Consider the following 22088-nt stretch of genomic DNA (forward strand, 5'->3'; position numbering starts at 1 on the left):
TCCGGCTATGCAGATCGACCGCGCGATCGAGCACGGCCGCGAGGCGAGGACGGGAATCGATGGCGAGCTGCGGCTGTGTGTGCAGAGCCTCGCGGCGGCGGCGGTCGCTCGTTCGTCCGGATCTGTTCTCCGCACGGGTGAGATCGATGATCGATGGAACATGCCTCACGTAGCTAGCCGCTCTCCCACCCCGGCGGCGCACCCGAGGCGGCGGCGCCGGGGGGACATCGGCGCGGCGGCGAAGTTTGCGTCCCATCCCCTCCTGCCTCGATGTGGCCTGTCAGGGGTCCTCGTCGCGCGCATCATGGTGAACAGCTCGGGCGTCGGCGACCACGGACGACGTAGCGCACGACACGTAGGTCGAACGACATACCCCGGGGGTATCTCGCCGGTCTGAACGGGTGTGGTCATTCGACGTGCCAGTTCGGCATGCTGGCTTGGCGAGCAGCGCGGTCGTTGTTGCCGGCCGGATGCCGGCTCGTCCGCGTGTGCCTGAGGCGCACTCTGTAGGAATGAAAGGGAATCGATCTGTGTCACAGAAGAATCGAGCCGTGTCGTGGACTGCTACCCGGAGGCAGTTTCTCGGCGCGGCTGGTCTCGGCGCCGCAGCCGCCGTTCTCCCGGCCTGTACCACCGCGCCGTCGGTGGCGGCGGGAGCGGGAGTGTCAACCCAGAGCGATCTGATCAGGCGGGAGATTCCCGGAACCGGCGAGAGCGTGAACGTCATCGGTCTGGGCACGTTCATGACGTTCGACACCGTTCCGGAGGCTCCCCTCGACCACCTCCGCGAAGTCATGCGGCGCTACTGGGAGGCCGGCGGGCGAGTGGTCGACACTTCGCCGCTGTACGGCGCGGCCGAGAGCAATGTCGCGACCATTGCGTCCGAGCTGAATATCAGGAACGAGATGTTCGTGACCAACAAGGTCTGGGCGACCGGCGGGTACCTATGGGATGACAGCGTCGCGGACCAGAGCTTGGCGAACTCCGCGACACTGTTGTCCGACGACGGGGTGATCGAGGCAATACAATGTCACAACCTCGTGAACGTCGACTGTCACATCCCGCTCTTCCATGCGTGGAAGCAGGAAGGGCGAATCAGATATCTCGGTGCCACTCATCATGATTTGCTGTACTACCCCGCCCTGGCTCGTTGGGTCGAGAACGGCGATCTGGACTTCGTCCAGGTGCGCTATTCGATGTCGACCAGGCAGGCGGAGGAGCGCATCCTCCCTGCGGCGGCCGACAACGGAGTCGGGGTACTCGTGTGCATGCCCCTCGAGAAGGCCCGCCTGCACGGTCTCGTTGGGGATCGGCCGCTTCCGGACTTTGCCTTGGAGTTCGGTATGCAGACATGGTCGGAGTTCTTTCTGAAATGGGTGGTCTCGCATCCAGGGGTCACCTGTGCGCTACCTGCGACGACGAACCCGGACCATCTCCTGGAGAATGTCGCCGCCATGCGCGGGCCACTTCCCGACGCGAGAATGCGAGATCAGATGCTGCGTCACATGGAATCGATCCCGGGTTTCGACCAGCTTGAAAGCATGCCTTGGTATCCCGGAAAGACGTTCGACGGACTGATCTCCCGTGCGCAGGCTGCAACGCGTCGGCGGAGCCCGTGGTGGCCTTCGTGATTCAGACCGTTGGGGTCCTGGCCTCGACCCTCGTCTGCACCCTGCGCAACAGGTACTGCCACACGCTCGCCATCTGCCCAGGCCCGCCGAACGATTCCCGCTTGGCGACGGCCTCCTCGTCGGTGGACCAGCGAAGGGGTCGACCCGTCGCTGCGGCGTCGAGCTGAAGTCGGCATGCCTTCTCCAGGAAGACCGCGCCGAGGACCGCGGCGGGTAGGTCGCGGCCGGCGGTGACGATGCCGTGGTTGACCAGGAGTACCGCGTTGTGGTTCCCGAGGCTCGCGGCCACCGCGGCCCCCAGCTCGGAAGTGTTGATCAGATCTGAGGTGCCGGTGAACCTCGGGGGGCCGGGCGGCGAGAAGAGTGCGCCCTCGTGGCCGATCGGGCGCAGCTCGAGATCGGTCGCGCCGAATGCCACCGCGGCCTGAGGGTGCGTGTGGACGACCGCGCTGACGTCCGGGCGGGCGGCGAGGACTTCGGTGTGGATCGGGTACTCCAGATGGAGTCCGCCGTCGCCTTCGAGGATCGTCCCGTCCCGGTCGACCAGCACGACGTCGGAGGCAGTGACCTCATCGAAGCCGAGCCCTCGCGCTTTGATCCAGGTGCCTCGCCCCCCTGGGTCGCGCACGCTGACGTGCCCCCACACCAGGTCCGACTGGCCGAGCAGGTCGAGGACCTGGCAGCCCAACCGGACCTGCTCCCGCGGATCGTCGCTCATCCCTGACCTGCACGCTTCCATCCGGACACGCGGCGCTCCACGAGGTCGAACGCCCCGATCATGAGGATCCCGATGACCGCGAGGACGATCACCCCGGCCAGCATGTTGTCGGCGCGGAAGTACTGCGACTCGGTCTGGATCAGGCCACCGATGCCGGTGAGGTCGAGGAAGATCTCGGCGATGACCACACCCAGCAGCAGGCGACCTGCGGCGATCCGTAGTCCGGCGATCACGTAGGGCACGGCGCCTGGAAGGATCACGTGCCACACCACCTGCGGGTCCTTTGCGCCGAAGGACCGTGCCACCTCGACGAGGTCTTGGCGGGCGTTGCGGACCCCGATGGCGGTGTTGATGATGATCGGCACGACGCCGCCGATCCAGATGATGAACAGCCGGCCCTCGAACCCGACGCCGAACCAGAGGATCACCAGGGGGACCAGCACCACCCGTGGTGTTGCGTAGACGGCATCGATGTAGGGCTCGACGACCCGGGCGAGCGTGGGGTAGAGCCCCAGCGGCACGCCGATGGCGAGCCCGCTGGCCAGCGCGAGGAAGAAGCCGAGCACCAGGGAGTTCAGGGTCACCAGCAGTGCCTCCTGCAGGCGCCCGTCCGCGATGAGCTCGCCGAAGGCCTCTGCGACGCGGCTGGGCGGGGCGAAGAGGACAGGATCCACGAGCCGTCCCGTGACCTCCCACATTCCGAGGAACGTGACGAACGCGAACAGCGGGAGGCTGGTGCGCAGGAGTGGGCCCGCGGCCGAGGTGAGAGATCCCTGGCGGGCCAGGTGCGGCGTCGTCATGCCGATCCCGCCTGCCCACAGCCCATGTCGGCCGCTTCGCGCAAGAAGCTGGTGTCGGCGATCGTCCCGGGCTCGACCCGTGAGCTGATCTCGCCGGTCTGGAGCATCGCGTCGACGAGGCCGCCCAGCCCGGCTACCGAGAAGACGCGCTCGGGGTCGGTCGGCCACATGTCCACTTCCCGGCCCGAGCGGTAGATGGCACGAGCGGCCTCCTCGGTCGAGCCCGGGACCACGCGCAGCACGTAGTCGACGAAGCCGTGCTCGCTGGCGTTGATCCATGCGTTTGCCTGCAGGTTGGCGCACGCCAGAGCGACGCCGACCTGCCGGTTCTCCGCCCAGTAGCTCTCCTGGGCGAAGAACGCCGACGACGGGATGCCGGGCACCGTCTCGGCCATGTAGTGGATCAGCCCGAGCTGGTCGGTCCGGCGGCTGAGCTCCTCCCAGTCCTCCAGGAAGATCGTGGCAGCGTCGACCTGCCCGGACAGCAGCGCCGCGGCACGGTCCGGGCTGCCGCCGATCTGCACGAAGTTGACGTCACCGTTCGAGTCCATGCCGTGCTGCTCGAGAGCGAGCCGGGTGAGCAGAGCGTCGAACCCCGACGGCCCGGACATGCCCACCACTCGCCCGCGCAGCGCGGCGACGTCCGCGATGTCTCGCCTGCCCACCATGACGTAGTCCACCGCGGCGTAGGGCGCTCCGATCGCGACCATTCGCGCGCCCTCCGCGGCGCCGAGGATCACCTCGTCGGTGCCCTGGGAGGCGATGTCCGCGCCACCTGCTACGAGGGTCTGCACCCCGCTGGTGGTGGTGATGACCACGATCTCGACGTCGGCTCCCCACTCTTCGAGCCGCTTGTAGGCGAAGAAGGTGCCCATGTTGATGGCACCGGGCGCCGGCGTGGTCACGACGATCCGCACGCCGGACAGGTCGAACGTCGGGCCTCCCTGGACGCCGGTGGCGGGGATGGCGTTCTGGTCGAACGCCTGCAGCGCTCCGCCGGCGGCGCCGCCGGCGGGCACCGCCGGCCGCTGGCCTCCGCCTCCGGCACAGGCGGTCGCGAGCAGGGTTGCTGTGCACAGCAGGGCGAGCCGGCGCACCGATGGGGACAGGGACATGTCAGCTCCTCGTCGAGCAGGTGTGCGGGATCAGGAATGGCGCCAGTACTGGAAGCGGTTCTCGATGCGCTCGAAGACCTTCGTCAGCGCGATGCCGAGCAGTGGGAGCGGCAGGATCGCCGCGAGTAGCAGGTCGGTCCGCAATGCGGCGCCGTACTGGACGATCAGCGCACCGATTCCGCTCAACCGCAGGTAGACTTCGGCGACCGCCATCCCGACGACTGCCCGGCCGATGCCGAGGCGGTAGCCGGCCATGATCAGCGGGAGCGCGGCGGGCAGGATCACCTTGCGAAGCTTGCCGAGTTCGGAGCGCACGCCGAATGACGCCGCCACCTCGAGCAGGTCGCGCGGGGCGTCCCGGACCCCGGCGTAGGTGTTGATCATGATCGGGAAGAACGCTGCGAGGAACACGACCACGACGCGACCCGGCATCCCGAAGCCGAACCACAGCAGAACCAAGGGGAGCAGTGCGATGTCAGGAGTGGCGTAGAGCGCGTTGAGGAACGGTCCGAATACGCGGTGGGCGAGCTCGTACCGGCCGATCAGGATGCCCAGCACGGTGCCCGCGGCGAGCGAGATCCCGAAACCGAGGGCGAGCAGTTGCACGCTCTCCAGCAGCGCCGCGGGCAGCGCGCCGGCGGCGGTGATCTCGACGAGCCCGGCGAGCACGGCGGACACGGGCGGAAGGAGCAACGGGTCGCCGAGCCGCCTGTAGGCCTCCCAGCTGCCGAAGACGATGACCGCGGCGAGCAGGTGCCACCGGGCGGCCGTTCCGCGCGCGCCTCCCCACGTCCTGGCCTGCGCCCACCTACCGGTCACCGGGGGACCTCCTCCTCGGTCTGCACCCGAAGGTCATCGCGCAACAGCTGCCAGATCTCGGCTCGGACGGCCGCGAACGTCGGATGGGCGCGAACGTCGTACTCCCATCGCGGGCGCGGCAGATCGACGTCGACGACCCGGCGCACGGTGCCCGGGCCGCGGGAGAGCACGAGGATCCGGTCGGCCAGCAGCACCGCCTCGTCGAGGTCGTGGGTGATGAACACGACCGTCTTGCGCGTCTCGGCCCAGATCCGCATGAGCTCTTCCTGCATGTACTCGCGGGTCTGGGCGTCGATGGCCCCGAAGGGCTCGTCCATCAAGAGGATCTCCGGATCGGTGACGAGGGCGCGGGCGAGGCCGACGCGCTGCTGCATCCCGCCGGAAAGCTGGTGGGGGTGGCTGGTCTCGAAGCGCTCGAGACCGACGCGGCGCAGCTGCTCACGGGCGCGGGCGGTGGCCTCTGCCCGCGGCACTTTCCGCACCGTCAGCGGGAACGTCACGTTGTCGAGCACGGTCTTCCACGGGAAGAGGCCGAAGGCCTGGAACACCACGGCTCGCTCCGGTCCGGGAGCGCTCACCGTGCGGCCGTCGATCGACACCGTCCCGGCATCGGGCGCGGACAGCCCGGCGATGATCCTCAGAAGTGTCGTCTTCCCACAGCCGCTCGGCCCGATCACGGAGAGGAACTCATTCGGCCTGATGGCGAAGTCGACGCCGCCCAGTGCGGGGACCACCTCCTGCGTACCGCGCCTGGTCCACCGGAAGGTCTTCCGGATGTTGTCGAGGCGGATCTTGGGCTCGGAGTCGGCGCTGGCAACGCCGGCGCTCTCGCTACCCGTGTTCGTGCGGCTGCTCATGCGGTCCCTCCGCGTGATCGGTCCTCGGCCCGGTTGCCGATGCCGTCGCCCATCAGGTCGGCGACGGCATCGAGGACGGTGGGGTACGTGCCGCAGCGGCACAGGTTGCCGGCGAGATACTCGCGGACGGCGGCGCGGTCGCATCCCGCCTCCGGGTCTTGCAACGCTGCGTGGACCGTGAGCACCATCGCCGGGATGCAGAACGAGCACTGGTAGGCGCCGCGGTCCAGAAACGCCTGTTGCACCGTGGACAACTCGCCGGAGGGCAGGCGCAACCCCTCGCATGTCGTCACGTCCCGGCCGTCGACCTGGGCCGCGAGCAGGAGGCAGGAGCTGGCCACCTTGCCGTCGACGAGCACGGTGCAGCTGCCGCAGACGCCGATGCCGCAGGTGCCGCGGACGCTGGTGATCCCCAGGTCGTCGCGCAGGACCTGCAGGACCGTGGCGCGGGGTTCGACGCTCACGCTGCGCATGACGCCGTCGACACGGGCCGAGACAGTGACGCGACTGTCGGTGCCGTCGCTGTCGGGGACGCTGCCGCCGGTGAAGTCCGGGGTCATCGCGTCGTTCCTTCCTGGTCGTCGTTGCGGCGCCGCTCGTCGAGGGCGCGCAGCACGCTCTCGGGGCCGAGTGGCAGCTCGGTGAGGCGGATCCCGGTGGCGGCGAACACGGCGTTCGCCACCGCAGGCGACACCGCGGGCAGTGCCATCTCCCCTACTCCGTGGAGCTCGGCTCGTGGATCGTCGGACTCCAGTGCGGAGCTGGTGATCACCTCTGGGACGTCGAGGATCGACGGGATCATGTAGTCCGACAGGTTCGGGTTGCTGACGGTCCCGTCCTGGTAGAGCAGCTCCTCGAACAACGTCGGGCCGAGCCCGAAGACGGCACAGCCCTGGTTCTGTTGGCGGACCCGATGCGGGCTCACGACCCGCCCGGCATAGCAGTTGGCGTGCATACGCAGCACCTCGATGCGCCCGGTCTCCAGGTCGACCTCGACCTCGGCGGCCGCCCCGCCCTGGTGCCAGTGCACGGTCACCGGGCCGTGGACGTCGTGCGGGTCGTCCATGAGCAGCAGGCCGAAGTCAGCGGCGAAGGTGCCTTCGCCGACCAGCTCGGCCAGGTCGGCGGCGCTCAGCAGCTCCTCCCAGGCCATGTCGGCGCCAGGTTCCTGCCGCCGCGCGACGCTTCCGCCGCCGACCGTGACGTCCTGTGGGTCGACGTGCCAGTGGCGGGCCGCGAGCGTGCGCAGGTGCGCCTTCAGATCGGTGGCCGCCCGCTGGAGCGCGAGGCCCATCGCGTAAGTGGTTCGGCTCGAGCTGGTGGTGGTGTCGTAGGGGGTGACGTCGGTGTCCGGGAAACCGCGCACGAGCCGGTCGGCGCTGATGCCCAGGTGGTCGGCGGCGAGCTGCAGGACGGTGGCGGAGGCGCCCTGGCCCATCTCGACGCTGCTGGAATGGACGTCCACCCTCCCGTCCGCGCGCAGGCGCAACCGCGCTTGCGACCGGCTCGGCGTGAGCGTGTTCTTCAACATGATCGCGAGGCCCTTGCCGCGTGCCTTGCCGGGCGGTGCCGCCTCCGGCGGTCTGTCCCAGCCGATCGCGTGCTCGAGGTCGTCGAGAACGGCGTCGTAGTGCAGGTCGTGCATCTGCTCGCCGGTCGGGTAGACGTCGCCGTCGCGCAGCAGGTTCTTGCGACGCAGCGCGAGCGGGTCCATGCCGAGGTCGGCGGCGATCTCGTCGAGTTGCGACTCGTATGCGAATGCGAGTTGCGAGGTCATCGCCCCCCGAAAGGGGCAGGTCGGCACGGTGTTGGTGTAGGTGGCGACGCAGTCGATGGAGACGTTCGGGATGGTGTACGGCCCGTTCGCGCGGGTGAGCCCCTGTCCGGAGGCGCCCGGACTGCTCAGCGCATACGCGCCGGCGTTGTAGGCGACCGACACCCTGCGGGCGACGATGGTGCCGTCGTGCCGCACGCCGGTGCTGAGCTGCACGGTGGCTGCATGCTTCGCCGTCGTCTGGAACATCTCGTCGCGGGCCAGCTCCATCCGCACCGGACGGCCCACGGCACGGGCGGCGCACGCCACCATCGGCTCGATCTTCACCTGCGTCTTCGCGCCGTACGCGCCGCCGAGGTTCAGCGTCCGGACCCGGACGGCACCCTCGGCCAGCCCGAACATCCGTTCCAGTGCCTCGCGCACGGCGTGCGGCGCCTGTGCCGAGGTCTGCACGTCGAGTCGGTCGCCGTGCCACTGCGCGAGGCAGACCATCGGCTCCATCGGGACGTGGCTGGCCGAGGGGGAGTGATAGGTGCCGGAGTAGACCCGATCGGCCTCGGCCATGGCGCGGTCGCAGTCGCCGTGGCGCAGCCGCCATGATCCACAGTTGTTGTCCGGCCAGGCCTCGTGCAGAACCGGCGCGCCCGGACGGGCCGCGTCCAGCGCATCGACGACGTAGGGAAGCTCGCTGTACTCGACGTCCACGAGCGGGACGGCCTCAGCAGCCGCCGCCGTCGTCTCGGCGATCACGATCGCCACCGGGTCGCCCGCGTATCGCGCCTTCCCGATCGCGACCACGGGCTGGTCGGGACGAGGGCTGCCGAAGTACGGGTCGACCGACGGGTCGGCCTCGAGCTCCGCCCCGGTGAGCACGTGCAGGACGCCGGGCACCTTGAGCGCGTCGTCAGTGCGGACGGCCCGGATCACGGCGTGCGGGTACGGGCTGCGCACGGCCTGCGCGTGCACCATGCCCTCGACGCGGACGTCGAGTACGAACTCCACCGTCCCCACCACACGCGCTTCGGCGTCGCGCATCCGCGCGTCCCTGCCCCCGTGCTCAGCCACGCTCGGCTCCCTGCTGCTCGGACGCGAGCCGCTCGAGCGCGCGTCGGACGAAGACCCCGACCATCCGTCGCCGGTACCAGGCCGATCCGCGGGCGTCGTCGAGCGGCTCGACGGCCGCGGCGTAGGCGCGGGCGACCCGGTCGGCGAGACCACGGTCCAGCGCCTCGCCCGCTGCGGACTCCAGCACCGCGGGAACGCGCTGCAGGGTCGGCGCGACCGCAGCCACGACGACGTCGAGCTCGGTGATCCGGCCGGCAGCCACGTCCACCCGGGCCGCCACTCCGACGCACGGCCGGTCCTCCGACGAGCGCGAGCGGTATTTGACGTATGCGGCCCGGCGTCCCCGGGCCGGCAGCGGTACCTCGACGTGCGTGATGAGCTCGGCGTGGTCGAGCGCGGTTTCGTAGAACCCGGTGATGAGCTCACGCACGGGTATCAGCCGCTCGCCCGCAGGCCCGACGACGCAGCAGCGCGCGCCGAGCGAGGCCAGGGTCGCCGGCGGATCGGAGGCGTAATCGGCCTCGGCGAGGTTCCCGCCCAGAGTCGCCACGTTGCGGATCCGCGGGTTCCCGACCACCGAGCAGGCGTGCGCGAGGCTGGGCGCGTTCTCCCGCACCAGCGGGGACGCCGCCACGGCGGCGAGGGTGGTGCTCGCGCCGATCCGCAGGACGCCGTCGTTCCTCGTGATCGTGTCCAACCCCGGGATCTGCCACAGTGCCACCAGCGCGTCGGGGGAGATCAGGCCCTGGCGCATCATCAGCACGACGGCGGTACCCCCTGCGATGGCCTTGGCGCCCCACGGGTCCGCGGCGAGCAGCGCGCAGGCCTCGACGGTGCTCGCGGGCTGGGCGACGGCCGGGCTCATCGCCGTCCCCCTCGCGATCCGACACTGCGTACAGCGGTGACCGCGGCGGTGAGCCGTCGCCGCGCCGAGCGCACCATGCCGCGCAACAGCAGCGTGAGCAGACCCGTTGGGCGACGGGCCGCGGCCGGCGCGGCTGCCGGGACCCTCGTCGAGGCGCTGCCCCGCTGGGGCGACCCGGCCTCCTGCGGGGTCCCGACGTCCGTGGATCCGGTGAGTGACGCGTTCGTGCACGCAGCGAACTCCCGTACGAGCTCTCCGGCGGCGGCACGCACGACTCCTGTTCCGTACTGCGCCATCCGGCCTCGCAGCGCGACATCCGCGCTCGCGGTGACCCGCGTCCGGCCCGGTTCGTGCTCGACGAGGTCGGCGGTGAACCGAACCGTCGCCACACTCCCGGTGGCGCGGTCCCGTCCCTCACCCATCGCGGTCAGCCGTGCGGGCGCTGCTCCGGCGTCGAGGTGCAAGGTTCCGCTGAACGCGGCTCGTATCGGGCCCATCCGTACCGCGAGTAGTGCGCCGTAGTGGTCGGGTTCGAGCCGGACGACGTCCTCCAGGCCGGGGACGCAGGATCCGACGCGGTCGATGTCGGTGAAGAACGCGGCCACCGCCTCGCGTGGGGCGGCGACGACGAACTCGTGCTCGATGATCACGCCGCCAGCCGATCCGTGCCGACCCTGCCGCGGAGCGTCCCGAGCCAGGCGCGCTCGGTGTGGAGCAGTCCGACCCGCAGTACCGGGTCATCGAAGCCGACCAGCATCATCGAGGGTTCTCCAATCTGGACCAATACTGACCAATCTGGCTGGAGGCGAACAGTACCTGCGATGTCCGGATCCAGGAAGCCCCGATATCCTGAGCGCGAGCGGTGGTCATTGGTTCGCGATTGGTGGGGGGAACTGAGCGGTCATGGTGGTGACGAGCGTCGAGCAGGCCCTGCGCGTCCTGGTCGCAGAGGGAATCCAGGACGGAACGATGGGACCGGGCGTGAAGCTGCCCACCGAGCGGGCGCTCGTCGAGCGGCTGGCGGCTCCTCGGGGGGCCATCCGCCGCGCGCTCGATGTTCTGGAGCGCGAGGGCCTGGTCGTGCGGCACGTCGGCCGGGGCACTTTCCTCACCGACGAGGCGCGGAGGCCGCCGGCGGGGACGCCGGCCGACACCAGTCCGGCTGAGATCGTTCAGGTCCGGCTCGCGATCGAGCCTCCGGTCGCTGCCCTCGCCGCTCGTGCCGCCACCCAGGCCGACCTCGATCGCATCGGTGAGTGCCTCGAGGGTCTGCGCGCGGGACTGCTCGACGACGACTTCGAACGGCAGGAGACCTGGGACCTGCGGTTGCACCGCGCGATCGCCCACGCCACCCACAACGGGCTGCTGGTGAGCGTCTGCGAGGTCATGTTCATCGCACGTGAGCTGCCCGTGTGGGGGAGCTCGAAACGTCGTGTGAACACCGCCGAACGCCGGCGCGGCTACCACCGCCAGCACACGGCGATCGTCGAGGCGCTTCGCGACCGCGACCCGGACTCGGCCGAGATTGCGATGCGGATTCATCTGCAGTCCGTGTCCGACAACCTGCTCGGCCGCCGCTGACCCTCGCGGCGGCCGACGGCCGGGATCACGGGGTCAGCGCATCGCCACCGCTCTCCGTGGCGCGCAATTCGAGAGCGCAGGCCAGTCGGGTCGTGGAGTCGTCCAGATCGAAGCCCGTGAGGGAAGAGATCCGATCGAGGCGGTAGCGCACCGTCGTCGGGTGCAGACCGAGGCATGATGCCGTGGCCGGGATGGCGCCGCCGGATTCGAGATAGGCGCCGAGCGTGATGAGCAGTTGCCCGCCGCCCCGTCCACGGGCGTCCTCCACGCGGAGCCGATCGAGCCCGGGCAGCCGTAGGTCAGGACGGCTCCGCAGCGCGGCTGTCGCCTGGTCGACGATGACCTCTGCCCGGACGTCGTCGTAATGCACGAAGCCCTGGGTGCCGCGGGAACGGCAGATGGCGAGGGCCCGTTCAGCCTCGGCCCGGCGGCCCGGGAGGGCACGTGCCCCGATGGCGGGTGGGCTCGATGCAGCGCAGAGTTGCTCGCCGGTGGCCGGTGCGGAACGCAGGACGATGTCATGGGCGAGCCGGGAGACCGCGTCCGTGTGCCCGCCGCGGGACAGGTGCGCGATCGCGAACACGGTGCGTCCGATTCGGGTGACCGCAGCGTCCCACCGTCTCGCTCCGCACGAGAGAGCGACGTGGTCGACGATGCGCTCCCACGTGCGGGGAGGCAGGTCGCGCTCGGTTGCGGCAGTGACGGCGAGGACGACGAGCGGCTCGTCGCGGGGCAGTTCGAGCTCGTCGGCGTAGCGCTGCAAGGGCCCGTGTCCCTGGAGGAGTGCCCGCACCAGTTGCTGGCGGTGTCGGTGCTGTGCGCTCAGCAGCTCGTGGTGACGCCGGTAGTGCGGCACCGCGATCGGGACGATGCGGCGCAGTGTCTCGACCGCATGAGCAGGCAGTGGGCCCGCGGCTTCGGCCACCCAGATGAAGCCGAGCGGGCGAGCGGCGCCCTCACGCACGGCGACGATGAGTCGCCGGTTGGCGTTGCCCGGTCCATCGATCACGTCGATGACCTCGTTGGTGCTGCGCAGTTGCTCCAACGCGCCGGTGCGGTCGAGGTGCTCGGACCACTCCGGAGGCATGCGCCTGCCCAGGATCGCCGTCGCCCGGCCGGGGTCCATGATCCCGACGAACCGGGAGTAGGCGAGTACGCGGAACTCGGCATCCTCCAGGGTGACCGGCCCTCCGACCATGTCGGCGATCGCGTCCGCCAGCGCGGGAAGATCGCCGAGAGGCACCCCGTCGTCGGCTTCTTCAGCATCGAGCCCACGCTCCTGCGCAGCGTCCGTCGCGAGCGTGAGCAGGTCGGTCCACGGCGTCGCGGGGTCGAGCACGAACAGGCCGACCCCGGCGGCGCGGGCAGCCGCAGCCAGGTCGGTTCCGGCGTCATCGTGGGCGGGGCCGCGAACCACGACCGCGAGGCTGCGGGCCCGGGCGGCGGCCGCGAGCAAGTCGGGAATGGTCGTCACACCCAGGCCGATGCCGAGGACGAGCGTCCCGGGCCCGAGCCGGGGCGTGACATCCGGCTCCGCCACTACGACGCCCGTGATCGTCGCGTGCGGGTCGGCTGGGGCGACGGCGACCGAGACCCCGGGAAGCCCGTTGAGCAGGCCTCCAGGTGCGGTCCGGGCGAGGCGACGACGCCGGGCGGTCACCGGACGAGCGTCCTCGAAATCATGCAAGACAGCAATCCAATTCCTCGATTCCGAGGACGAATGGGCCGGCGTTCCGTCGTTATGTTCTGCGTCACACAGCGACAGGAGGACGAGATGCCGGCATCGGTCACGCCCAACGGAGCACGCGTGGTGCGGTCGGACGGTGCGCTTGCGGGCCGCGTCGGCCTCATCACCGGTGGTGGTCGAGGGCTCGGCACGGAGATCGCCTCGGCGCTCTTGGACGCGGGTGCCGCAGTCGCGGTGCTCGGGCGGGACACCGGCGCGCTCGCCGCGACCTGCGCGGCGCTGGATCCCACGGGGGAGCGGATGCTCCCGGTGACCGCCGACGTGCGCGACGCCGACGGCGTCGTGCGGGCCGTGGACCGGGTGCGTAGCGAACTCGGCCGCGTCGACGTCCTGGTCAACAACTCCGGCATCGCCGGGCCGACAGCGCCGCTGTGGGAGTCCGAGCCCCAGGAGTGGCGTGCTGCCGTGGAGACCAACCTCGTCGGAGCCGCGCACTGCACCCGCGCGGTGCTACCGGACATGATCGATCGCCGCTCGGGCTCCGTGGTGTTCATCGGTTCGATGACGGGCAAGCGGCCGCTCTGGGGCCGCACGTCCTACGCCGCGAGCAAGACCGGCCTCATCGGTCTGGTCCGCACGCTCGCGGCAGAGACCGGGCCGTTCGGGATTCGCGTGAACCTGGTATCGCCGGGGCCGATCGAGGGCGAGCGCATCGATCGGGTGCTGCGCGCGCAGGCCGCGACCCGCGGAATCACCGCGATCGAGGCCCGGTCCGAGATGCTCGACGACTCCCCACTCGGCCGGCTGGTCCGGCCGGCCGACGTCGCCGCGGTGGTCGCCTTCCTCGCGGGCGACGGCGCGGCAGCGATCACCGGTGAGGACGTGAACGTCTCTGCCGGGATCGTCATGTACTGACCACCGCACCGTCCACACCGTCCACACAGCACCGTCCCCGACCCACGGAGGTTCGCCGTGACGCGGCTCGTCGACCTGTCGCAGGACATCTACCAGGGAATGCAGGTCTACCCCGGCCATCTCAAGACGGTGGTGTTCGACCACGCGTCGCACGAGGAGACCGCACCTCGGTTCGAAGGCGGCTTCTCCTTCCAGACCACCGGTTTCCTGATCAACGACAACGGGCCGACGCACGTCGACTCGTTCTCCCACCTCGATCCGGACCCCGCGGCGCTCTCGATCGACCGGATGCCGCTGGAGTTGTTCTACGGGTCTGCTGTGTGCTTGGACGTCGCGGACGTGCCGGCGCGGACAGACATCACCGCCGAGCATCTGGACGCCTCCGAAGCGGCTGCGGCGGTCTCGGTGGAGCGAGGGGACATCCTGCTGTTGCACACGGGCACCCATGCCCGTCATGCGGGAGATCGGCACTACCTGACCGACTTCCCCGGGCTGGGTGAGTCGGGGAGCAACTGGATCGTCGAGCGAGGCGTCAAGACGTTCGGCGTCGACAGCCCCACCCCGGACAACCCGGCCAGTACCACCTACCCGTGCCACATGATGTGCCGCATCCATGGGATCACCCACTACGAGAACCTCACGAACCTGCACCTGCTGATCGGGCAGCGGTTCGTCTTCGCAGGCTTCCCTCTCAAGCTGCGCGGTGGCCATGGCGGCCCGACGCGCGCCGTCGCGATCCTCTGAACAGAAAAGGACGACTGCGATGAAGCAGTTGAAAAAGCCGGCCCCGGGCCGGGTCGATAACCTGTCCGACATCGCGACCCGTGTCGCCGCGCCGCAGTCCGCCACGCCGGCCGAGTCCCGCGCTCTCGCTGTGCGCTACAAGATCGAGTCACTCGCCCAGGGGATGGTCGCACGCGCTCGGACGGCAGCGGTGCGTCGAACCGTCTTCAGGGCCGAACGGTGAGGGCCGTGGGCGGGTTCCGAAGCATCACCCGCTACCAGTGGCTCGTGCTGGCCGGCACGACCATGGGGTGGGGCCTGGAGGGCTTCGACGCGTCCCTCTATTCACTGATCGTCGGTCCCGCCGTGCGGGAGCTGCTCGGTCCGGACGCCTCCAGCGCGAGTGTGGCCACCCACGCCGGATTCGCCATCAGCCTCTTCCTGGCCGGTTGGGCGATCGGTGCGATCATCTTCGGTACGCTTGCCGACTACTTCGGGCGGGTACGGATGCTCAGCATCTGCATCCTGATCTACGCAGTGGGCACCGCGGCATCCGCGTTCGCGCAGGAGTACTGGCAGCTCGCCGCGCTGCGGTTCATCGCTGGGCTCGGCTCCGGAGTGGAAGTTCCGGTCGGGGCGGCTCTGATCGCCGAGACCTGGTCCGGGAAGTACCGCGGCAAGGCCACCGGTGTGATGATGTCCGGCTTCGCCGGCGGGTTCTTCCTCGCCTCGGTCGTCTACGGCCTGCTCGGCTCCTACGGCTGGCGGGTCACGATCGCCACCGCGATCCTGCCGGCGTTCGTCGCCGTCTTCGTGCGCCGGTACCTGCACGAGCCGAAGGCGATGGTCGAGGTGATCGAGCGGAGGTCGGCGCGGAAGGCCGCGCTGGCCGACGGCGCCCCGCGGACAGTCGAGGACCGGTTCGTGCTGGTCCAAGTGCTCACCCGACCGTTGGTGCGCCACACCGCGTTGTGCATCCTGATCTTCACGGGGGCGCTGTTCGCGTTCTGGTCCACCACGACCTGGACCCCCGACATCATCCGGGACGTCGTCGCCCGCGACGGCATCACCGGGGCCGACGCCGTGGGGTACGTGGCCACGGCGACCGCGATGCTGAACCTCGGTGGCGTTCTCGGCTATGCGAGCTGGGGCTTCATCGCCGATGCCATCGGTCGGCGTGGCGCGTTCCTGATCAGCTTCGGCACCGCCGCGATCGGGCTCGTGGTGCTGTACCCGTTCGACCGCCCGTATGCCGCTTACCTCTGGCTGCTGCCTCTGGTCGGGTTCGGCGTCTTCGGCGCGCTCGCCGGACCCAGCGTGTACTTCCCCGAGCTGTTCCCGCCCGCCGTGCGCGCCACGGCCATCGCCGTCACGAACTCGGCGGGCCGGTTCCTCACCGTGCCCGGACCACTGATCGCCGGCACGATCGCCGCCGTCCACTTCGACGGCAACACCGGTCTCGCGGTCGTCGTGGTCTCCAGCGTGATCGTCCTCGGCGTGGTCGGCGTGGCACTGAGCCCGGAAAGTCGCGGCCGCTTCCTCTTCGAGCAGGAACAGCCGGTGCCGCCGAGTCCGGCACCCGTCCCAGCGCCGATCACCACCCACCTCCAGGAGGAGAAATGACCCGCCCCGCCGTCCTCGACGGGACCTTCGGCGTCCTGATCGACGGCCGTGAACGGGACGCCGAAGGTGGCGCGACGTTCTCGGTCGAGAACCCCTACGACCGGTCCACGATCTGCCGGGTGGCCGACTCCCAGCCCGCCGACGTCGACACCGCCGTCACGGTCGCGCACACCGCCTTCCGCGACGGGCGCTGGTCGGGGCTGCGCGGCCGCGACCGTGCACGGGTGTTGCAGCGCGCTGCGCAGCTGCTCGCCGACGCCATCCCCGAGCTGGTCGAGATCGAGAGCCGGCAGACCGGTAGGCCGATCCGTGAGATGGCGGCGCAGCTGCGCCGCCAGCCGGAGTGGCTGGAGTACTTCGGGGCGCTCGCTCAGACCGAGGAGGGTTCACTGCCCGATGTCGACACCGGACACCTCAACATCGTGCAGCGGGTGCCCCTCGGGGTCGCCGCGCTGATCACCCCGTGGAACCACCCTCTGCACGTCGCGCTGAAGAAGCTCGCCGCGGCGCTGTCGGCCGGCAACTCGGTGGTGCTGAAGACATCCGAGGTTGCGCCGATCACCCCGCACATACTCGCGCGGATCCTGCACGACGCCGGCCTGCCGCCCGGAGTGCTGAACGTGGTGCCGGGGCTCGGGCCGGTGGCGGGGCAGGCGCTGGTGACGCACCCGCTCGTCGCGAAGGTCGACGTCACGGGCGGTACTCCGACCGGGCAGGCGATCGCCCGGGCGGTGGCCGACCGGCTGGTGCCACTGTCGGCCGAGTTGGGCGGCAAAGCACCCGTGCTGGTGTTCGACGACGTCGATGTGCCCCGAGCGGTGGCAGGCGCGATGTTCGCCGCGTTCATCGCGTCCGGGCAGACCTGCGTGCAGGGCGCGCGACTGATCGTCCACGATTCGGTGTACGAGCCGTTCGTCGACGAGCTGGTGGCCCGCACCAGCGCACTTCGCCTGGGCGACCCGCTGGACGAGAAGACGCAGATCGGACCAGTGGCCTCGGCGCGGCAGCTCGCGCGGATCAACGAGATGGTCGAGCGGGCCGCGGCGCACGGTGCGACCTTGCTGTGCGGCGGGACCGCGCCCGATGACCCGGCGCTCGGGGAGGGCTACTTCTACGCGCCGACCGTGCTCGCGGACGTCGACACCGCCGCGGAGGCATGGCAGGAGGAGATCTTCGGGCCCGTCACGATCGTCACTCCGTTCCGCGACGAGCAGCACGCGGTCGAGCTCGCCAACGACAGCCGTTACGGACTGGCCGCAGCCGTCTGGACGCGAGATGTCGCCAGGGCACTGCGGGTGGTGCAGCGGCTCGATGTCGGCACCGTCTGGGTCAACGACCACCACCGCCTCGACCCGGCGTCGCCGTGGGGTGGGCGCGGGGCCAGCGGGCTGGGCCGCGAGAACGGCACCGAGGCCTATCGCGGCTGGACCCAAACCCGCAGCATCATCGTCAACCACGCCGACGAGCCGTTCGACTGGTTCGCCACCGACGAGGTGATCCGGTACTCGTGAACCCCACGGTCGACGTCCACACCCACTGCATCCCGGCATCGCTGCTCGACCGGATTCGGGACGGCACGGCGCCGGGCGGGGTCGGAGTCGTCCGGCGCGGGAACGAGGAGTGGGTGACCCATCCCGGCGGCTTCGCCTACCCGCTCGCGCCCACGTTCCACGACATCGAGGCGCGCCTGGCCGGCATGGATGCTGCTGGAATCGGCACCGGCGTGATGAGCATTTCGCCCGACCTCTACGCCTACGAGGTCGGAGCGCGCGACGCGAGCGTGCACGCTGCCCTCTTCAACGACGCGCTTGCCGACCTGGTCGCCGCACATCCCGATCGGCTCGCCGGGCTCGCCACGTTGCCGCTGCAGGAACCGGATTCGGCTGTGATCGAGCTGGTCAGGTCGGTGAAGGATCTCGGTCTGCGAGGCGCTCAGATCGGGCCGGTGATCGCCGGGGACTGGCTGGACCACCCTCGGTTCCGCCCGGTGCTCCGCGCGGCGGCCGACTTGCGGGTGCCACTCGTTCTGCACCCGTACTACCTCGGTCCACGGCCTGATTTCGCCGACTACTACCTGGTCAACCTCGTGGGCAATCCGTTGCAGACCACGACAGTCGCCGCCCGGCTGATCCTCGGCGGGGTGCTGGACGAGTTTCCCGACCTGCGCTTCGTGCTCGTCCACGGCGGCGGGTTCCTGCCGTACCAGATCGGGCGGCTGGACCATGGGTGGCGCGTGCGACCCGAGGCGCACGGCTGCGTCGACCCGCCCTCGGCGTACCTGGGGCGCTTCGCCTTCGACACGCTCACCCACTCTCCCGCGGCTCTGCGCTACCTGCTCGATCTCGCCGGCGACGCCGTCGTGTACGGCACGGACACGCCGTTCGACATGGGCGGTGGCAGCCTCACCGCCCAGCTACGCGGGCTGGAGGTCGCCCCCGCGGTCCGCGCCGCCGTCGCCGGCGGCACCGCTCGGCGGATCTTCGACCTGGAGGAGGAACATCGATGAGACGACTCGCACTCGGCGGTCTGAACGTGCCCGTGCTCGGGCTGGGCTGCATGGGGATGAGTGAGTTCTACGGCTCCGCGGAGGAGCGGTCCGACGATGCCGCGGCGGTCGCGACCATTCATCGAGCGATCGACCTCGGCGCCGGCCACCTGGACACCGCCGACATGTACGGGGTCGGGGCCAACGAGGAGCTGGTGGGCCGGGCGGTCGCGGGACGTCGCGAGGAGGTCGTGGTCGCGACCAAGTTCGGCAACGAGCGCGGGCCTGACGGCGCGTTCCTCGGGATCGACGGCAGCCCGGAGTACGTGCGCGCCGCCTGCGACGCGTCGTTGCGCCGACTCGGGATCGACGTGATCGACCTGTACTACCAGCACCGGGTGGACCGCCGGGTCCCGGTCGAGGAGACGTGGGGTGCGCTGGCGGAGCTGGTGGCCGCAGGCAAGGTGCGCCACCTCGGCGTCTGCGAGGCCGCGCCCGCCACGATCCGCCGCGCCCACGCCGTACATCCGGTGGCCGCCGTGCAGACCGAGTACTCGCTGTGGACGCGCGACCCGGAGGTTGACGGGGTGCTCGACACCTGTCGTGACTCGGGCATCGGGTTCGTCGCCTACTCGCCGATGGGGCGAGGGTTCCTCACCGGGGCGATCCGCGATCCTCAGGAGCTTGCGGTATCCGACTTCCGGCGCCACAACCCCCGGTTCCAGCGCGAGAACGTGGGGCGCAACCTCGCCATGGTCGAGCGGATCGGAGCGATCGCCGAGGCGAAGGGTGTGACGGCGGCGCAGCTGTCACTGGCGTGGGTACTGCACCAGGGCGTTGCAGCGATCCCGGGTACGAAGCGCGTCGGCCGACTCGAGGAGAACGTCGCGGCCGCCGACATCGTGCTGGACGCAGACGACCTGGTGCGGATCGCTGCCGCCGCACCCGTCGGCGGCACCGCGGGAGACCGCTACCCCGACATGTCAACTGTGCACATCTGACCGGGCCTGAGGTCATGCGAAGGGCCGAAAGAGCGGTGCGCAACGGCGGCCCCGCGCTTCTGAGCGGGCCGGAGCGTCGCCCTCAGGAGTGCATTGGGAGATCAGTGAAGAAGCGGCCGGCAGAGTTCAGGCGGGTGGGATGTGTGGATCCCCTTGCGCCCCCGGATCCCGAAAACGTGCGGGCTTTTGCTTAGATATATGTTGCGCCCGTCTCGCCGATGCCGGGGCGGCAAATCCAAGGACGTACGCGTGGAACTGCGGCAAATCGAGGCTTTCCTCGTCCTCGCCGAGGAACTGCACTTCGGCCGGACCGCCGGGCGGCTGCGGGTTTCGCAGGCCCTGGTGAGCCAGACGCTCCGCAGCCTCGAACGGCGGGTGGGCGGTCTGCTCTTCGAGCGGACGAGCAGGCGGGTCGCGCTCACTCGACTCGGCGAACAGCTCCGGGATGACCTGCGTGTGGCCTACGACCAGTTCGACCGTGCTTTCGAGCAGGCCCGCGCCGCTACGTCCGGGATCGACGGCGAGCTGCGGGTGTGCGTTCAAAGCTTGGCCGCGGCAGGTCACTCGTTCACCCGGATCTGCACGACGTTCACCGAGCTGCATCCCGCATGCCGGCTGCTGGTAAGCGAGGGAGGTGTGGCCGATGGGTATGACGGCCTGCGAACCGGTGTGCACGACATTCTGGCGACGTGGCTGCCGCATCGTCATGCCGATGTCCGGGTGGGCCCGCTCCTTGCGCGTGAGGAGCGGGTGCTCGCGGTTCAAGTGGGTCATCCGCTTGCTCAGCGTGGATGGGCGACCAGTGAGGACCTCGGTGATCACGCCGTGGCGCGGGGCGGGGCGGTCCACGAGCCGCTGGTGCCGCGCAACACGCCCAGTGGCCGCCCGGTGCCGTGGAAGTACCCGGTCGGCTCCATGCCGGAAGCGATGCTGCTCATTGCTCGCGGAGTCATCGTGCACCCCACTGTCGCGTCAGCCGACCAATTCTACCGACACCCCGACGTCATCCTCGTCCCCCTGCACGGTCTTCCTGCGCTGGAGAGCGCGCTGATATGGCCGACGGGGCGTGAGACCGCGGCGGTCACCGCGTTCGTCCGAGCCGCGCGCGAGGTCCTCGGCGACATGTTCGAGGACGCCACGCCCAGCGCGTCCTGAACCAACGGTTCACCATCCGGATTGCCGGTGCAGCACGACCTCGCCCCGACGTCCAGCGGCACCGCGACGCAGCCCTACGCCGGTGGGCCCGAGCGGCCCGCGCTGCCCGTGCAGTCCGCGCCGACACCACCGCCTCGGCGTCCGGATCGCTCCAGCCTGCGTTCAGTTGTGTCGCAGGAACTGGTCGCGGCTTTTCAGGGAGACTCGACGAGGAAGTCGAGCAAGAGGTTGCTCAACTCCTCGGGTGCGTCAAGTGGGATCCAATGCCCGGCTCCACGGATGCGCTTGTATCGCCACGGCCCGCTCACCCGCTTGCCCGAGGCGAGCATCTGCGCCTCGCCACAGGCCATATCGCCGTCCGACCATACTCCCAGAACCGGACACGTCACTGGCGGCAGTTCGATTCCCGCGCCACCACCGAAGGCCTCCGGGGGGACATTCGCCCGGTAGTAGTTCAAGGCGGCGGTCAGCGCACCGGGGCGATCTAGATCGGTGACGTATCGCTCAATGTCCACCGGGTTGTTCGTCCACTCGCGCAGCAGTGCCCAGTCATTGCGACGCAACGCCTCCTCGGCGACGCCGATGAACTGGAAGAAAAGCATGTACCATGACAGTTCGCGCTGGCGCAGATCGGTGAAATAACTACTCGGATGCCCCACCGACAATGCCATGAAGCGAGTGACTCTCTCGGGCGACAATCCGGCCAGCGCCCATCCTATCCCCGAGCCCCAGTCGTGCCCGACCACCGCTGTGGAGCGGACCTCCAGGGCGTCCAGAATGCTTAGCACATCGCCGACCAGCAGCTCCATTCGGTAGTTCTCTACTTCACCTGGGCGGTCACTGCTGCCGAATCCGCGCAGATCCGGAGCGATTACTCGATATCGGGCAGCGACCAGCTTTGGGATTTGGTTCCGCCACAATGCTGCAGAGTCGGGGAAGCCGTGCAGCAGCAGAACGGTCGGCCCATTCCCCCCGGTGTCTTCGACAGAGAAGGACAATCCGTTGCCGGTGAGTACTGAGGTGCCCATGACTCCCTTTCCGTGTGTGCCGAGGACTGCTGCGCCCATAGAGATCGTTCCGCGCAATCTCGACTATTGTCGACCCCGCCCGGCCTCGTGAACAGTCCCGATCTGCGCGATCATCCGGGGCGCGGGTCGCCGCGGTGCTCGGGAGCCCGGCCACGGCCGGCGCTCCCCATGCGTCGAAGAGGAGGGACGACAGCGCGGCCGAGGACTGGACGCTGAGGCAGCTGACGACCACCGGCACGGCCCCGA

The 22088-nt window shown here is 69.8% G+C and carries 21 protein-coding genes; 10 read left to right on the plus strand and 11 right to left on the minus strand.

From position 1 onward, the window contains the following. Window positions 1-662 precede the first annotated feature (662 nt). A complete protein-coding gene (locus FB558_RS19890; RefSeq protein ID WP_211366694.1) occupies window positions 663-1631 on the plus strand; it encodes an aldo/keto reductase in 969 nt (322 codons plus the stop codon). Window position 1632: 1 nt separating this feature from the next. On the opposite strand, the gene FB558_RS19895 is transcribed toward FB558_RS19890, so the two are convergent. Genes FB558_RS19895 through FB558_RS19935 form a run of 9 tightly spaced genes read right to left on the minus strand, consistent with a single transcriptional unit; the run spans window position 1633 to window position 10294 of the window. After that, window positions 1633-2370 carry a class II aldolase/adducin family protein gene (locus FB558_RS19895; RefSeq protein WP_342787420.1) on the minus strand — a complete coding sequence of 246 codons (738 nt, stop codon included), beginning with the start codon at window positions 2368-2370 and terminating at the stop codon, window positions 1633-1635. Then, window positions 2346-3149 carry an ABC transporter permease gene (locus FB558_RS19900; RefSeq protein ID WP_170231421.1) on the minus strand — a complete coding sequence of 268 codons (804 nt, stop codon included), beginning with the start codon at window positions 3147-3149 and terminating at the stop codon, window positions 2346-2348. The genes FB558_RS19895 and FB558_RS19900 overlap by 25 nt, the downstream gene beginning before the upstream one ends. Continuing rightward, window positions 3146-4264 carry an ABC transporter substrate-binding protein gene (locus tag FB558_RS19905; protein WP_142055632.1) on the minus strand — a complete coding sequence of 373 codons (1119 nt, stop codon included), beginning with the start codon at window positions 4262-4264 and terminating at the stop codon, window positions 3146-3148. The genes FB558_RS19900 and FB558_RS19905 overlap by 4 nt, the downstream gene beginning before the upstream one ends. Before the next feature lie 30 nt (window positions 4265-4294). After that, window positions 4295-5083 (minus strand): ABC transporter permease, encoded by a 789-nt coding sequence (locus tag FB558_RS19910; protein ID WP_142055634.1) that lies wholly within the window; start codon window positions 5081-5083, stop codon window positions 4295-4297. Beyond that, complete coding sequence (locus tag FB558_RS19915) at window positions 5080-5940, minus strand: ABC transporter ATP-binding protein (protein WP_142055636.1); 861 nt, start codon at window positions 5938-5940, stop codon at window positions 5080-5082. The genes FB558_RS19910 and FB558_RS19915 overlap by 4 nt, the downstream gene beginning before the upstream one ends. Then, window positions 5937-6500 carry a (2Fe-2S)-binding protein gene (locus FB558_RS19920; protein ID WP_142055638.1) on the minus strand — a complete coding sequence of 188 codons (564 nt, stop codon included), beginning with the start codon at window positions 6498-6500 and terminating at the stop codon, window positions 5937-5939. The genes FB558_RS19915 and FB558_RS19920 overlap by 4 nt, the downstream gene beginning before the upstream one ends. Then, window positions 6497-8779 carry a xanthine dehydrogenase family protein molybdopterin-binding subunit gene (locus tag FB558_RS19925; protein ID WP_142055640.1) on the minus strand — a complete coding sequence of 761 codons (2283 nt, stop codon included), beginning with the start codon at window positions 8777-8779 and terminating at the stop codon, window positions 6497-6499. The genes FB558_RS19920 and FB558_RS19925 overlap by 4 nt, the downstream gene beginning before the upstream one ends. Continuing rightward, window positions 8772-9644, minus strand: a complete 873-nt coding sequence (locus tag FB558_RS19930; RefSeq protein WP_142055642.1) for an FAD binding domain-containing protein — start codon at window positions 9642-9644, stop codon at window positions 8772-8774. The genes FB558_RS19925 and FB558_RS19930 overlap by 8 nt, the downstream gene beginning before the upstream one ends. Continuing rightward, window positions 9641-10294, minus strand: coding sequence for an SRPBCC family protein (locus FB558_RS19935; RefSeq protein WP_170231422.1), 654 nt, complete (start codon window positions 10292-10294; stop codon window positions 9641-9643). The genes FB558_RS19930 and FB558_RS19935 overlap by 4 nt, the downstream gene beginning before the upstream one ends. A 253-nt stretch (window positions 10295-10547) precedes the next feature. Between FB558_RS19935 and FB558_RS19940 the strand changes: the two genes are divergently transcribed. Continuing rightward, a complete protein-coding gene (locus FB558_RS19940) occupies window positions 10548-11225 on the plus strand; it encodes a FadR/GntR family transcriptional regulator (protein ID WP_142055646.1) in 678 nt (225 codons plus the stop codon). Between the two features lie 25 nt (window positions 11226-11250). On the opposite strand, the gene FB558_RS19945 is transcribed toward FB558_RS19940, so the two are convergent. After that, the gene (locus tag FB558_RS19945; RefSeq protein ID WP_170231423.1) at window positions 11251-12765 is read right to left on the minus strand and encodes a PucR family transcriptional regulator; all 1515 of its coding nucleotides are present in this window, start codon (window positions 12763-12765) and stop codon (window positions 11251-11253) included. Between the two features lie 180 nt (window positions 12766-12945). Here FB558_RS19945 and FB558_RS19950 point away from each other — a divergent pair, with 180 nt between their 5' ends. The 8 genes from FB558_RS19950 (at window position 12946) to FB558_RS19985 (ending at window position 20814) form a co-directional block, all read left to right on the plus strand. Next, on the plus strand, window positions 12946-13827 hold the full coding sequence (locus tag FB558_RS19950; RefSeq protein ID WP_170231424.1) for an SDR family NAD(P)-dependent oxidoreductase: 882 nt from the start codon (window positions 12946-12948) through the stop codon (window positions 13825-13827). A gap of 57 nt (window positions 13828-13884) precedes the next feature. Further along, window positions 13885-14571, plus strand: coding sequence for a cyclase family protein (locus tag FB558_RS19955; protein ID WP_142055652.1), 687 nt, complete (start codon window positions 13885-13887; stop codon window positions 14569-14571). Between the two features lie 19 nt (window positions 14572-14590). Continuing rightward, window positions 14591-14794: a hypothetical protein gene (locus FB558_RS19960; protein WP_142055654.1), complete on the plus strand. Its 204-nt coding sequence runs from the start codon at window positions 14591-14593 to the stop codon at window positions 14792-14794. Window positions 14795-14799: 5 nt separating this feature from the next. Continuing rightward, window positions 14800-16173, plus strand: coding sequence for an MFS transporter (locus FB558_RS19965; RefSeq protein WP_211366695.1), 1374 nt, complete (start codon window positions 14800-14802; stop codon window positions 16171-16173). Further along, a complete protein-coding gene (locus FB558_RS19970; RefSeq protein ID WP_142055656.1) occupies window positions 16170-17684 on the plus strand; it encodes an aldehyde dehydrogenase in 1515 nt (504 codons plus the stop codon). The genes FB558_RS19965 and FB558_RS19970 overlap by 4 nt, the downstream gene beginning before the upstream one ends. Then, window positions 17681-18679 (plus strand): amidohydrolase family protein, encoded by a 999-nt coding sequence (locus FB558_RS19975; RefSeq protein ID WP_170231425.1) that lies wholly within the window; start codon window positions 17681-17683, stop codon window positions 18677-18679. Before FB558_RS19970 ends, FB558_RS19975 begins: the two co-directional genes overlap by 4 nt. Next, window positions 18676-19659, plus strand: coding sequence for an aldo/keto reductase (locus FB558_RS19980; RefSeq protein ID WP_142055660.1), 984 nt, complete (start codon window positions 18676-18678; stop codon window positions 19657-19659). Before FB558_RS19975 ends, FB558_RS19980 begins: the two co-directional genes overlap by 4 nt. 249 nt (window positions 19660-19908) lie before the next feature. Next, entirely contained in the window at window positions 19909-20814 is a 906-nt protein-coding gene (locus FB558_RS19985; protein ID WP_170231426.1) for a LysR family transcriptional regulator, read from the plus strand. 194 nt (window positions 20815-21008) lie between these two features. Here the strand turns inward: FB558_RS19985 and FB558_RS19990 are convergent, their stop codons facing one another. Then, window positions 21009-21842 (minus strand): alpha/beta fold hydrolase, encoded by an 834-nt coding sequence (locus FB558_RS19990; RefSeq protein WP_142055664.1) that lies wholly within the window; start codon window positions 21840-21842, stop codon window positions 21009-21011. Between the last annotated feature and the right edge of the window lie 246 nt (window positions 21843-22088).

Source organism: Pseudonocardia kunmingensis (assembly GCF_006716445.1).
Taxonomy (GTDB): domain Bacteria; phylum Actinomycetota; class Actinomycetes; order Mycobacteriales; family Pseudonocardiaceae; genus Pseudonocardia; species Pseudonocardia kunmingensis.

Bases quoted from the DNA above. Each gene is read 5' to 3' on its own strand.
- FB558_RS19960 (WP_142055654.1), top strand. From the start codon at position 14,591: ATGAAGCAGTTGAAAAAGCCGGCCCCGGGCCGGGTCGATAACCTGTCC.
- FB558_RS19970 (WP_142055656.1), top strand. From the start codon at position 16,170: ATGACCCGCCCCGCCGTCCTCGACGGGACCTTCGGCGTCCTGATCGAC.
- FB558_RS19950 (WP_170231424.1), top strand. From the start codon at position 12,946: ATGGGCCGGCGTTCCGTCGTTATGTTCTGCGTCACACAGCGACAGGAG.
- FB558_RS19905 (WP_142055632.1), bottom strand. From the start codon at position 4,264: ATGTCCCTGTCCCCATCGGTGCGCCGGCTCGCCCTGCTGTGCACAGCA.
- FB558_RS19895 (WP_342787420.1), bottom strand. From the start codon at position 2,370: ATGGAAGCGTGCAGGTCAGGGATGAGCGACGATCCGCGGGAGCAGGTC.
- FB558_RS19900 (WP_170231421.1), bottom strand. From the start codon at position 3,149: ATGACGACGCCGCACCTGGCCCGCCAGGGATCTCTCACCTCGGCCGCG.
- FB558_RS19915 (WP_142055636.1), bottom strand. From the start codon at position 5,940: ATGAGCAGCCGCACGAACACGGGTAGCGAGAGCGCCGGCGTTGCCAGC.
- FB558_RS19990 (WP_142055664.1), bottom strand. From the start codon at position 21,842: ATGGGCACCTCAGTACTCACCGGCAACGGATTGTCCTTCTCTGTCGAA.
- FB558_RS19920 (WP_142055638.1), bottom strand. From the start codon at position 6,500: ATGACCCCGGACTTCACCGGCGGCAGCGTCCCCGACAGCGACGGCACC.
- FB558_RS19980 (WP_142055660.1), top strand. From the start codon at position 18,676: ATGAGACGACTCGCACTCGGCGGTCTGAACGTGCCCGTGCTCGGGCTG.
- FB558_RS19940 (WP_142055646.1), top strand. From the start codon at position 10,548: ATGGTGGTGACGAGCGTCGAGCAGGCCCTGCGCGTCCTGGTCGCAGAG.
- FB558_RS19930 (WP_142055642.1), bottom strand. From the start codon at position 9,644: ATGAGCCCGGCCGTCGCCCAGCCCGCGAGCACCGTCGAGGCCTGCGCG.